This window comes from Parafrigoribacterium mesophilum (assembly GCF_039652555.1).
GTDB classification, from domain to species: domain Bacteria; phylum Actinomycetota; class Actinomycetes; order Actinomycetales; family Microbacteriaceae; genus Parafrigoribacterium; species Parafrigoribacterium mesophilum.
On record NZ_JBDJAF010000004.1, the window covers coordinates 125,416 to 137,220 of the forward strand.

General features: G+C 69.0%; 10 protein-coding genes. 4 read left to right on the forward strand and 6 right to left on the reverse strand.

Annotation, left to right across the window (positions count from 1 at the left end; all coding sequences use genetic code 11):
* Positions 1-49 precede the first annotated feature (49 nt).
* Positions 50-952 (reverse strand): NADP-dependent oxidoreductase, encoded by a 903-nt coding sequence (locus ABFX56_RS13740; RefSeq protein ID WP_346233913.1) that lies wholly within the window; start codon positions 950-952, stop codon positions 50-52.
* Positions 953-1,042: 90 nt separating this feature from the next.
* Here ABFX56_RS13740 and ABFX56_RS13745 point away from each other — a divergent pair, with 90 nt between their 5' ends.
* The gene (locus tag ABFX56_RS13745) at positions 1,043-1,447 is read left to right on the forward strand and encodes a VOC family protein (protein ID WP_346233914.1); all 405 of its coding nucleotides are present in this window, start codon (positions 1,043-1,045) and stop codon (positions 1,445-1,447) included.
* Positions 1,448-1,553: 106 nt separating this feature from the next.
* Positions 1,554-2,672, forward strand: a complete 1,119-nt coding sequence (locus ABFX56_RS13750) for a baeRF11 domain-containing protein (RefSeq protein ID WP_346233915.1) — start codon at positions 1,554-1,556, stop codon at positions 2,670-2,672.
* Between the two features lie 295 nt (positions 2,673-2,967).
* On the opposite strand, the gene ABFX56_RS13755 is transcribed toward ABFX56_RS13750, so the two are convergent.
* Positions 2,968-4,125: an acyl-CoA dehydrogenase family protein gene (locus ABFX56_RS13755; protein WP_346233916.1), complete on the reverse strand. Its 1,158-nt coding sequence runs from the start codon at positions 4,123-4,125 to the stop codon at positions 2,968-2,970.
* Positions 4,126-4,166: 41 nt separating this feature from the next.
* Here ABFX56_RS13755 and ABFX56_RS13760 point away from each other — a divergent pair, with 41 nt between their 5' ends.
* Positions 4,167-5,279 (forward strand): hypothetical protein, encoded by a 1,113-nt coding sequence (locus tag ABFX56_RS13760; protein ID WP_346233917.1) that lies wholly within the window; start codon positions 4,167-4,169, stop codon positions 5,277-5,279.
* A 26-nt stretch (positions 5,280-5,305) separates the two neighbouring features.
* Here the strand turns inward: ABFX56_RS13760 and ABFX56_RS13765 are convergent, their stop codons facing one another.
* From ABFX56_RS13765 to ABFX56_RS13775, 3 genes are read right to left on the reverse strand one after another with little or no spacing between them, the layout of a single operon-like run.
* Entirely contained in the window at positions 5,306-7,657 is a 2,352-nt protein-coding gene (locus ABFX56_RS13765; protein WP_346233918.1) for a HelD family protein, read from the reverse strand.
* A gap of 42 nt (positions 7,658-7,699) precedes the next feature.
* Positions 7,700-8,524, reverse strand: a complete 825-nt coding sequence (locus tag ABFX56_RS13770; RefSeq protein WP_346233919.1) for a hypothetical protein — start codon at positions 8,522-8,524, stop codon at positions 7,700-7,702.
* A 43-nt stretch (positions 8,525-8,567) separates the two neighbouring features.
* Entirely contained in the window at positions 8,568-9,926 is a 1,359-nt protein-coding gene (locus ABFX56_RS13775) for an FAD-binding oxidoreductase (protein WP_346233920.1), read from the reverse strand.
* Between the two features lie 135 nt (positions 9,927-10,061).
* On the opposite strand from ABFX56_RS13775, the gene ABFX56_RS13780 reads away from it, so the two are divergent.
* Positions 10,062-10,913 carry an AlkA N-terminal domain-containing protein gene (locus ABFX56_RS13780; RefSeq protein WP_346233921.1) on the forward strand — a complete coding sequence of 284 codons (852 nt, stop codon included), beginning with the start codon at positions 10,062-10,064 and terminating at the stop codon, positions 10,911-10,913.
* A 13-nt stretch (positions 10,914-10,926) separates the two neighbouring features.
* Here the strand turns inward: ABFX56_RS13780 and ABFX56_RS13785 are convergent, their stop codons facing one another.
* On the reverse strand, positions 10,927-11,772 hold the full coding sequence (locus ABFX56_RS13785; RefSeq protein ID WP_346233922.1) for a DUF72 domain-containing protein: 846 nt from the start codon (positions 11,770-11,772) through the stop codon (positions 10,927-10,929).
* Between the last annotated feature and the right edge of the window lie 33 nt (positions 11,773-11,805).

Genomic DNA, 11,805 nt, shown 5'->3' on the forward strand with positions numbered 1-11,805 from the left:
AACGGGACGCCGCACACCGTCTCGACCCCCAAAACGAGGTGACGGTCAGTCACACAACAACCACAACTTTGCCGCGCAGGTGCCCGGCTTCCAAATGCTCGAAGGCCGCGACCAACTCGGACAACGGGTACGTCGAGTCGATGGCGATCGTCAACTCGCCGTCAACGACCAGCCCGGCGAGGGTGTCCAGGGTGGCAATATTCGGGGCGCCACGGCCGACTCGGCACACCGAATACACTGCAGGATCCATGGCGATGGTGTTGATCCGGGAACGGTCGACACCCAACTCCAACGCCGCCTCGATCGTTTCTGGGCCGTGGTGATCGAACACCACGGTCACGGGCGTCGGCGCAGCAGCCCGCACCCGTCCGGCCAGCCCCGGGCCGTACAGCACGGGGATCACACCCAGTGAGGCGAGGTAGCTCTGGTTCGAGGGTCCGGCGGTGCCGATCACCGTGGCCCCGGCACGAGCAGCCAGTTGCGCGACGATGCTGCCCACCCCGCCGGCGGCGGCGCTGACCAGCACGGTGTCCGCCGACGTCACCGCCTGCGAGGCGAACGAGTCGTACGCGGTCTGACCGGCCAGAGCCAGGCTGCCCGCCACGGTCCAGTCCAGTTCGGCGGGTTTGCTCGCCAGGTTGGCGGCGGGCACCAGCGCATAGTCGGCCAACGCACCGATGTGCACCGTGCCGAACACGTCGTCGCCGACCTTCAGCGAGGTGACGCCGTCACCGATTTCGTCGACGACCCCGGCCAATTCGCGTCCCACGCCGGAGGGAAACGTGACGCTGTGACGCGAGGTGCCCTGACGCATTTTGTAGTCAACGGGATTCAGGCCGACGGCCTTGACCCGCACCCGCGCCTCCCCCGGGCCTGGATGCGGTGGCGTGACCTCGACGACGGAAATGACGGATGCCGGACCGAACCGATCGAAGCGAGCCGCCAACGCCATTGAATCTCCTCGTTCCGTAGCCCCCGTATGAACCATAACGCTTCGGGCAAACGGGGTCGCGACTAGAGTGGGGCACACCGAAGGAGCAGCATGCCAAAGTTCGCCGCCGTGTCCCACATCGACTTGTCCGTCTCGGACGTGGAGAGCAGCGCGGCGTGGTACTGCGATGTGCTGGGCCTCACCCGGCTGCGCAGATCGGACCTGGACAACCGGATCATGATCGTGCTGCGGCACGAGGACACCGGTCTGATCATCGGGTTGAACCAGCACCAGGTGCCCAGCGCCGACCGGTTCGACGAGCATCGCCCCGGGCTGGACCACATCGGATTCTCGGTACCCGAACGCGCCGACCTCGAGGTGTGGCAGCAGCGCCTAGCTGAGCTGGAGGTGGAGCATTCACCGGTGCAGGACAGTCCCTCGGGATCCGGCAGCGCTCTGGTGTTCCGCGACCCCGACAACATCCAGCTCGAATTCTGGTGGACCAGGCCCCGGTAACCGTCGAGAGTGTTAGCTCCGGTGGCGGTTCTCCTCACCACTAATCGCATCTTCAGCCACTGTTGCTACTGTCGGCCGCAAAGCGAACATCAAGGAGGCTGCACTCGTGTTGTATGTCGACATTCCCACCGCATCCGATCTCTTGGCCCTCGCAGAACAGCGGGACCCTGCGTCGGTGTCGCTGTATCTGCCCACGACTCCGGTGAGCACGAAGGCACAGGCATCACGGATAGAGCTGAAATCGCTGGGCCGGTCCGCACTGCTCGAACTCGAGCAGAGGAACTCGGATGCCGCAGACATCGCCGCAATCGACGATCTGGTGCGCTCGCTGGTGGAAGACGAGGAGTTCTGGCGTTTTCAGGCCCACGGACTGGCCGTGTTCGCGACCCCGCACAGCATCCAGCACTACCGTTTGCCGAACCGGCTGGAACTGCGCTGCACGGTGTCGGATCGCTTCCACATTGCGCAACTGCTGCGCGCCGTGACCTTCCCGAACGCCGGATACGTCCTTGTGCTGTCCGAGGGCGGGGTGCGCCTGGTCGAGGTCCCGCCCGACACCACGGCATCCACGGTACCGCTGCCCGACCTTCCGGGCACCATCGAGGGATTCCTCACCCAGCCGCTGGGCGACCGGCTGCCACGCAGCGGGCCCCGCGGCTCCCAGGGTGACGCCAGCGCCCAGCGGCAGTTCGCCCGCAAGATCAACGGGGTGGTTCGCGACTACCTCCGCGGCAGCGGGCTGCCGCTGGTGCTGGCGGCGACCGAGCCGATGGCGTCGATCTACCGTTCGGTGAACAGTTACCCGCGGCTGACGGATACAGGGATTCCGGGCAGCGCCGAGCCTCTCACCGACAACGCGGCGGCAGAGAAGGCGCGGCCGGTGTTCGACGCGGTGTACCGCACCGAGGTCGACAACTGGTGCCGCACCTTTCAACAGCGTGAGAACCAGAGTCGGGCGACCACGGATGTCGCCACCGCAGCCCGAGCGGCGACGTTCGGCGCCGTCGACTCTCTGCTGATCGACATGACCACCCAGCAGTTCGGCACGATCGACGAGACGAACGGCACGGTCACCTTCGCCGGCGACCACACGCCCGGCACCTACTGCCTGATCAACGAAGTCGCGGCTCGCGTCATCCGCGGCGGCGGCCGGGCGCTCGCCGTGCACACCGACGACATTCCCGGCGGAGCCGCCCTCGCGGCGATTCTGAGGTATCCGGTCTGATTCGCGCAATTGCTTGCAATCGCCCACGGACTACTGCAGGCTGGACGCAGAACAACTCATCGCCCGGAAGAGCCGCACCAAGTGCCGCACCGGGCGATGAGTCTGTGTGGGCACCGGGCCGGGGGTCTCGATACGCTCGCTGGCGCTCGCACTCGACCAGCGAACACAGCTACCCCACCACTCGACCAGCGAACACAGCTACCCCACTACCCCACCAGCGAACACAGCAACCTCACCACTCGCGAACGAACACAACCACCTCGCTACCGACCAGCGCACACACCAAAGCCGGGTGCTACGGGAGGGGGCCCAGCACGGCCGTCGCGACGGTGGAGTGCGCGGAATCCTCGTTGCTCGGGTGGAACCCGCCGGCCAGCACATCACGGTACAGCCGACCGAGTTCGTTGCCCGCGAAGTAGGTGGCGCCACCGGAGACGCGCACGGCCTGGTTGACGACGAACTGGGCGGTCTCGATCGCCCTGATCTTCAGCCCCACCAGCGCGCGGAACCACTGGTCACCCCGGTCGACCCGCGTGTCGACATCCCGCGCCAGCGCGTCGATCTGAGGCACGATCCCGTCGAGGGCGATCGCGGCATCCGCGATCTTCCAGCGCGTGTCGGGATCCTCCGACTTCAGGGTGCCCCCGCGTTTCGCGGAGGTCCGCTTCGTCGCGGCCTCCACGGCCAGTTGCAGGGCGCGTTGCCCGATGCCGGTGTAGACGGCGGAGAGCAGGATCTCGAAGTTTGCGAAGATCGCGAAGATCAGCGGGTCGGCGTTCGGCCCAGGATTGAGCCGCCGGAACACCCGATCCGGCTCGGCCCGCACGGAGATCAGCCGGGTGCTGTTGCTTTGGCTGGCCCGCATCCCCATCGTGTCCCAGTCGTCGAGCGTTTGGATGCCCGGAGCAGCCCGCGCCACCATCGCATGGACGAGCTTCGGCGCATCCGCCGATTCGGTGTCCAGGCCGAACAGACCGAGTCTGGTCCACGCCGGCGACAGGCTCGTGAAGATCTTGGTGCCCGAGAACTCGTACCCGCCATCGGGCAACGGATGCGCCACGGTGGTGCTGCCGAACAGCACGAGGTCGTTGCCGGCTTCACTGATAGCGAAGGCGAACACCTCCCCGGCGGCGGCCTCCGTGAACACGAAGTCCAACGAATCGTCGCCGCGGTCGTGCAGCGTCTTGGCGATGCCCGTCCAGATCAGGTGCATGTTCACCGCGAGCGCCGTGGCCGGTGCTGCCGCGGCCAGCCGGCTCTGTTCCCTGGTGACCTCCCGCAAGCTGAGACCGCCGCCGCCGAACTCCGTCGGGACGAGCGACTTCAGGTACCCCGTCGCGGCCAGTTCGTCGAGGTCTTCGGCGAAGAATGAGTTGTCACGGTCATAGCCGGCCGCCCGGGAATGGATGCGTTCGAGAAGTTCGTCGGTGAGAACCGGATCCGTGATGGACATGCCTCCAGAATGGCACTGTCGGGCCATAGGATTGCGCCACCATGACAGTCGCATCGGAAACGCACGGGGACTTCGGCACGCGGAGTGCATCCACCGGGTTCAGCGGTCTGGATTTCAGCACGTTGACCGCTCCGGTCAGTCGCGCCGAGGTGCGTCAGCTCAAGGCGGGCGCCAAGGGCACACCGTGGGCGCCAACGCCGCCGCTGTTAGTAGTCGTGGTCGCCGTCGTGCTGGCCACGCTGTTCGGGTTCTTCCTGGTCGGGGTGGCGGTGGTGTTCCTCCGCACCGGTGCCGGCACCTTCTGGGCCACCACCGTACCGGCAGCATCCATCGTGCCTTCGTTGACGTTTGCGATCATCGCCGTCGCGCTGGTCGCTCTGGTGTGGGCGGTGCTGCCGCCGCAGGGGAAATGGTCGCGCTGGACCCGTCTGGACCGGTTCGCCCGAGCGAACGGGCTCGCCTTCCTACCGACGGGGGTGCCGTCGTACCCCGGAGCGATCTTCGGGCGTGGCCAGGCGCGTCTGGCCACCGACCATCTCGTCACCTCGGCTGGTCGCTACCTCGACCTGGGGAACTACCGCTACAGCACCGGCTCCGGAGACGACCGCACCGTGCACCAGTGGGGATTCCTCGCGCTGAAGCTGGACCGCGTTCTGCCGCACATCGTGTTGGATGCGAGCGCGAACAACGGCATTTTCGGAGCCAGTACACTGCCGGTCAGCTTCGACCGAGCCCAGGTGCTGTCGCTGGAGGGTGACTTCGACCGCTACTTCACCCTGTACTGCCCGAAGGACTACGAACGCGACGCGCTCTACGTCTTCACGCCGGACCTACTGGTGTTGCTCATCGACGAGAGCCGCCACTTCGACGTCGAAATCGTCGACGACTGGCTGTTCGTCTACTCCACCGCCCGATTCGACATGACGGACGCCGACACGCTGCGGCGCTTGTTCCGCATCGTCGACACGGTCGGGGCGAAGACGCTGCGCCAGAGCGCACGGTATTCCGACGAACGCTCCGGAGGCGGAACCATCGCGCCCGCCGGTCGGCGGTTGCGGCCAGCAACGCCGATGGCGCTCATCCTCGTCGCCGTGGTCGCTCTCGCGGTCTTCGCAGCGAATGCGTTCGGGCTGCTGTCCACCCTGTTCGGGTAGGCGACCGTCGGGGTCAGCAGCCGAGGTCAGGCGCCGAGGTCATCGCCGAGCCCGGCCGGCAGGTCGCCGAGAGCCACGAGGGTGAGTCGCTGTGTGGGCCGGGTCATCGCGACGTACAGCGCCGCCGCGCCGCGAGAGGTGGCGTCGACGATGCCGGCGGGGTCGACGATGACCACGGCGTCGAACTCGAGTCCCTTGGCATCCTGAGGACTGAGAACCACGATCGGGCGGGTCAGCCCCTCCGAGCCAAGTCCGACCTCCAGGGCCGGGTCGGCGGTCAGCGCGTCGACAAGGCCGGCCACCTCGCGTTGCTGCGCGATGACGGCGATGGTTCCCGACGCATCCACTGCCCGGTCCGCGCGCACCGCCTGCAGCACCGCCTCGTTCAGCGGCCCCTCGTTCAGCGCCCCCTCGTTCAGCGGCCCGGCCGGTGACTCCGGGACAACGCCCACCACCCGGATCGGCCAGTCGCTCTCCCGCACCGACCGGGCCCGGGTGACCGGCAAGCCGTGTGCCAGGGCCATCGCATCGGCCGCGGCGGCGATCTGGCTGGGTGTGCGGTAGTTGACGGTGAGGACCTCGAGCCGCCATCCGCTGCCGCGGGCGGCCCCCATCAGCGGCGCGAGCGCATCCTCCCAGGTCGCCGCGGCGGAGGCGGAGGCGGCCTGGGCGATGTCACCGACGATGGTGAACGAGCGGCGTGGGCAACGCCGGGACAGCAGCCGCCACTGCATGGCGGAGAGTTCCTGGGCCTCGTCGACCACGATGTGCCCGTATGCCCAGGTGCGGTCGGCGGCGGCCCGCTCGGCGGTGGTGCCGCGGTCGACGGCCTCGGCGAAACCGGCGGCCAGCGACCTGGCACTGACGATCCCCTCGACGCCCATGTTCTCGATGGCACGCTGCGCGTTTTCGATGTCGCGGCGCCGCTGCTGCCTGGCATCGCGGCCGCGGGCGCCGCCGAGTTCGTCGAATTCGCCGAGCAGTTCGGCCGCCTCATCCAGCAGCGGCACATCGGAGACGGTGAACGGGGCGGTCCGGTCCCGGTGCAGCAGCTCTCGCTTCTGCTCACTCCACCCAGGGGTGAGTTCGGCGAGCCAACGTGGGCGGGCGAACAGGTCCTGCACCAGCTTCTGCGGGGTGAGCGGCAGCCACGCGGTGTTGAGGGCCACCCGCACGTCCTGGGCGGTGCGCAGGTCCTCGTGCAGCATGGCGAAGTCCGACTCGTCGACGGTGTTGCCCTGGGTCTTCAGCTGCTCCGCCCAGCGTCGGGTGAGTTCGGCGAGCGCGGCCTTCGCGAAGGTCACCCGTGCCACATTGTGCGGTTTGCCGCGTTCCCTGGCTCTGGCGATGGCGCGGGCGATCACGCCCGGTTCCAGGGTGATGCGGTCCCCGTTCACCTCGAGTTCCTGCGGCGCAGCCGGCACCCGTTGCCGGGACCGGACCGCCCGGGCGATCAGGGCGGCCATGTCGGAGGAACCCTTCAACGCGGCGACCCGGGCTGGATCCTCGGACGCAGCATCCACCCCCGGGTAGAGCTGACCGACGCTGGAGAGCACAACGCCCGATTCGCCGAGCGAGGGCAGCACCGCTTCGATGTAGTGCATGAACGAGCGGGACGGGCCGACGATGAGGACTCCGGATGACTTCAATCGGTCCCGGTGCGAGTACAGCAGGTAGGCGGCGCGGTGCAGTGCCACGGCGGTCTTGCCGGTACCCGGGCCGCCCTGCACGACCAGCACACCCTCCGGGTCGGAACGGATGATCCGGTCTTGTTCGGCCTGGATCGTCGCCACGATGTCGTGCATGTGCCCGGTGCGTCTCGTGGTGAGGGCGGCCAGCAGGGCGCCTTCGCCCTGCAGCGCCATCCGGTCGTCCTCGAGCAGCTCGGCGTCGAACACTTCGTCTTCGATGCGGAGGATGTGTCGTCCCTTGGAGAGCAGATGGCGCCGGGCGCGGGTGCCCAGCGGCGTCTTCGCGGTGGCCTGGTAGAACGCGCTGGCCTGCGGGGCGCGCCAGTCCACCAGCAGCGGGCGTTGTTCGGCGTCGCGCAGGCCCACCCTGCCGATGTAGCGGTACTCGGGCTCGTCGTATCCGGCCAGCTCCAGCCGGCCGAAGGCGAGGCGCTCGTCGACGTCACGCAGTTGCACGATGCGGTCTTCGTACATTCGGGCGAAGGCGTCGCGTTCCGAGCGGTTCTGGTGGTTGCCGCCGACATCCTGCCGCCGCACGGCGTCGAGTTGCTCGCGCGCCTCCCGCTGCAGTTCGTCCAGTCGCGCGTACAGGGTGCTGACGTAGGCGCGTTCCCGCTCCAGTTCACTGGTGCTCACCCGAGCAGCCCCCTTCCGTCGAAATCCGGCATCCAAGTCTACGCGAGACATTCCGAGCGTCCGCCCGGGCGCTCAGCCCTGCTGCTCGGGCGCTCAGCCCTGCTGTTCGCGCAGGATGCGCAGCGCACGGGAGACACGGTCGCTGAGCCCCGGCACACCGCGGCTGGCGCGGCGCTCGAGCTCATCCAGTTCGGCGGCGGCCTCCGCGCGCTGCTTGCGGTACACCTCAGCCCAGGCGGACTGGGCGGTGCGCAGAGCGCGGGCCGAGGAACGACCGAGGAGGAAGCTGGCCGCCGGCAGCAGCACCGCCAGCAGAGCCAGCGGCCACGATGGCGACCCGATGGCAGCGATCGCGACGGCGATGAACGCCAGAGCGCCGAGCACGGCCGGGGCCAACCGCCACCGGTTCGCCCGGGCGGTGGCCGCGATCGTGCCGTCGACACTGGGCAACGTGGACGAGCCGAGGTGGTGCAAGGCGTCGATGGTGGCCAGCTCCCGGTGCAGGTCGACGACCTCCTCCTTGGTGAGCTTCGACCCGCGGAGCAACCGCAGTTTCTCCCGCAGCAGGGCGTACGACGGCACGGTGCGCTGCCGCAAGATGACCAGGGCCCCCAGCGCCACGGCGGCGATGACCACCGCAAGGCCGAGCAGGATGATCACCCCGGACCACGGGTGACCATTGAACAGAAGCCGGCCGGCGCTGTTGGCGCCGAGCATGACGGCCACGGCGAGCAGGGACGCCACCGGCGGCATCCAGACCACCGCACCGGGGTGGGTGCGACCGCCCCGGCCCGGGATGTCGCGGGCGTTCAACGCGGTGAGCCAGTTGGCGCCGAGGTCGGATAACTGGAACAGCAGCGCGATCAGCCAGAGGCTCACCAGCGCGGCCGCCACTATCCACGAGATGTTCATGTTCACCTTCGAAATCTACCAGCGGCGACGTGGGCCGCCCGGCGGAGGCTCAGAACACCTTCCCCGGATTGAGGATGCCCTGCGGGTCGAACGCGGAGCGGATGCGGCGCTGCAGGTCGAACTGGGCGTCGCCCAGTTCGCGGCGCAGCCAGCGCCGTTTCAGGATGCCGACGCCGTGTTCCCCGGTGAGGGTGCCGCCGAGGGCCAGCGCGGCGGTGAACACCTCGTCGGCGGCGTCCCAGATCGCCTCCGGCACACTCGGGCCGTCGAAGACGAAATTGGGGTGCAGGTTACCGTCACCGGCGTGGGCGACGGTGGGGATGCTGATGTCCCTGCGCTGTTCGATGCCGCGGATCGCGTCGAACATGTCGGGCAACGCGCTCCGCGGCACCGCGACATCCTCGATCAGGGTGGTGCCGATCGCGGTCAGCGCGGGATGGCAGGCACGGCGGATCGCCAGCAGCCGTTCACCCTCCACCGGGTCTGAGGTGAGTTCGGCGTCACCGCCGGCTGCGTGGATGAGGTTCAGCGCCGCATCCGCCTCGCCGTCGCTGCCGCCGCCGTCGAACTGCACGAGCAGGTAGGACTGCCCGCGCTGTGCCAGGTCGAGGTTCAGGTAGGCGCCGATGGCACGCAGGGAGGCGGCATCCATCAGTTCCATCGCCGCGGGCGTCAGGTGCGCGGCGGTGATGGCGGCGGAGGCCGCGGCGGCGGCGCGCACGTCGGGGAAATAGGCGCCGATGGTGCGCACCGGGCCGGCCACCGCGGGGCGCAGCCGAAGGGTCGCCTCGACGATCACGCCCAGGGTGCCTTCCGAGCCGATCATCAGGGCGGTGAGGTCGAGACCGGTGACGCCCTTCACGCTGCGGTGCCCCAGGGTGAGCAGGTCGCCGCCGGCCAGCACCACCTTGAGGCCGAGCACCGCTTCCCGGGTGACGCCGTACTTGGCGCAGAGCAGGCCGCCGGCGTTCGTGGCGATGTTCCCGCCGACGCTGGAGATGGCCTTGCTCGCCGGGTCGGGCGCGAACCACAGGCCCTGCTCGGCCAGCACGGCATTGAGGTCGGCGTTGATGATCCCGGGTTCGACCACGGCCAGCTGGTCGGCCGGGGAGATTTCGAGAATGCGGTTCATAGCCAGAGTGGACAGCACGATTTCACCGTCGCCGGCGATGGCGCCGCCGGCGAGCCCGGTGCCGGCGCCCCTGGGCACGACGGGGGTGCCGAACCGGGTGGCGATGCGCAGGGTCTGCTGCACATCCTGGATGCTGCGGGCGGTGACCAGGGCCAGCGGGCCGGAGTCCGAGACGTGCCCCGACTTGTCGGCGCGCATCCGGTCGAGATCGTCGGCGCCGGTGGACACGGCGTCGCCGAGCGCCTGCCGCAGTGCGTCCAGCACGGAGGGGGTCATCCCCTCAGCCTATTCCGGCCGCCCTTGAGCCCGTTTCACGGAGTTTCTGTCGCCGGCAGGCATCCGGTTCGGCAAGGAGGGGCCAGAAGTGCAAAAACTCCGTGAAACGGGTTGCCGGCGTGTGAGAGTGGAGGGGTGACGACTCGGACGGTGCTGACCACAACGGCACCGTTCGACGGCGCCGGAGTGTTCCGGTACCTGGCCGGGCACGCTCTGCCGGGCATCGAGCACGGCGACGAGCGCCGCTATCGCCGCCGGCTGCGGATACCGGGTGGCAGCACCGAGGTGGAGCTGACGCTGCAGGGCCCGTGCAGCGTGCTGTGCACGACGACCCTGGACGACCCGTCCGGGTTGCCGCCGCTGGTGTCCCGGATGCGCCGGCTGCTGGATCTCGACACCGACTCCGGCGAGGTGGACGCCCATCTCGGCGCCGACCCGGCGCTGGCTGCCACGGTCGCCGCCTCTCCCGGCATCCGCCTGCCGGGCAGCCTGGACCCCGAAGAGTCCCTGTTCCGCACGCTGATCGGCCAGCAGATCTCGATCGCCGCCGCCCGCACCGTGGCCGGCAACCTGGCCCGCGCGTTGTGCGGCGATACCGGCATCTTCCCCACCGCCGGTCAAATCGCTGCCCGCGGCCGGGAGGTGTTGCGCGGGCCGGCGAGCCGTATCGCCACCATCATCCGCGTCGCCGAGGCTCTCGCCTCCGGAACCCTCATCGTGAACGACGGCATGCATCCGGACGAACTGACCGACTCCCTCGTGGCCGTGCCCGGTATCGGGCCGTGGACCGCCGGCTATGTGGCGCTGCGCGTGTTGAGTGCTCCGGATGTGCTGCTGGGCACCGACCTGGTGCTGCTGCAGGGCGCCGCCCGGCTTGGCCTGCCCACCACACCGCGGGGCATCAGCGACTACGCACGCCGCTGGGCGCCGTGGCGCAGCTACGCGGGGATGCATTTGTGGCGCGCCGCGCGGGCGACGCCGGCCTGAGCCGGCCGCACCCTCACCGCGCCAGGCGCTCAGCCAGCCCCATCGCATCGAAGGGCGCCCGCACCTTCACGTCGTTATCGAAGTACACGAAGACGTCCCGGCCAACACCGTCGGGGGTGCCGCTGCCGTCACGCCAGCCGCGCACCGTGTCTGCCCAGTCATCCAGTGCGGCGTCGGTGTAGCCGCTCGTGTACAACTCGTCCGCGCCGTGCAGCCTGGCGTAGACGAAATCCGCGGTCACCTCCCGCGGCGACGGCCAGCGCCCTGCGGCATCCGCGGCCACCAGCGCGACACCGTGCCTGCGCAGCAGATCGAGCGACGCGGGCGCGATGAAACTCGGATGCCGCACCTCCAGCGCGTGCCGCAACGGCCGGTCGACGCCCGGGCCGAACCAGCTTCGATCGTCGAGCCGGGCGTCGTGGGCTGCCGCCAGGACGGCGGCTTCACCGGTGCTGCGCGGCAGCAGGCCGAAGAAGGCAGCTACGACGTCGGGGTCGAAGGTGTTTCGCTCGGGGAGCTGCCACAGCACGGGGCCGAGCTTGCCGCCGAGGCCCAGAACCCCTGAGGCGAAGAAGTTGGCGAGCGCGGTGCGGCTGTCGCGCAGCCTCAGCATGTGTGTGATGTACCGCGGCCCCTTGACCGAGAACACGAAGTCGTCCGGCGTGTCGTCCGCCCACCGCCGGTAACTGGTCGGACGTTGCAGCGAGTAGAACGAGCCGTTGATCTCGATCGTGCGCAGGCGCTGTGCCGCATAGTGCAATTCGAGTCGCTGCGGCAGTGCTGGAGGGTAGAACACCCCACGCCACGGCGCATATCGCCAGCCCGAAATACCCACTCTGGCTACCGGTGCGCCATCCACCAGGCCCACGGTACTCGGCCGGACAATCCGGTG

What these genes read in the sequence shown, in the direction of transcription:
- ABFX56_RS13755 (WP_346233916.1), bottom strand. Translation starts at nt 4,125, where the DNA reads ATGTCCATCACGGATCCGGTTCTCACCGACGAACTTCTCGAACGCATC.
- ABFX56_RS13745 (WP_346233914.1), top strand. Translation starts at nt 1,043, where the DNA reads ATGCCAAAGTTCGCCGCCGTGTCCCACATCGACTTGTCCGTCTCGGAC.
- ABFX56_RS13760 (WP_346233917.1), top strand. Translation starts at nt 4,167, where the DNA reads ATGACAGTCGCATCGGAAACGCACGGGGACTTCGGCACGCGGAGTGCA.
- ABFX56_RS13765 (WP_346233918.1), bottom strand. Translation starts at nt 7,657, where the DNA reads ATGTCTCGCGTAGACTTGGATGCCGGATTTCGACGGAAGGGGGCTGCT.
- ABFX56_RS13775 (WP_346233920.1), bottom strand. Translation starts at nt 9,926, where the DNA reads ATGACCCCCTCCGTGCTGGACGCACTGCGGCAGGCGCTCGGCGACGCC.
- ABFX56_RS13740 (WP_346233913.1), bottom strand. Translation starts at nt 952, where the DNA reads ATGGCGTTGGCGGCTCGCTTCGATCGGTTCGGTCCGGCATCCGTCATT.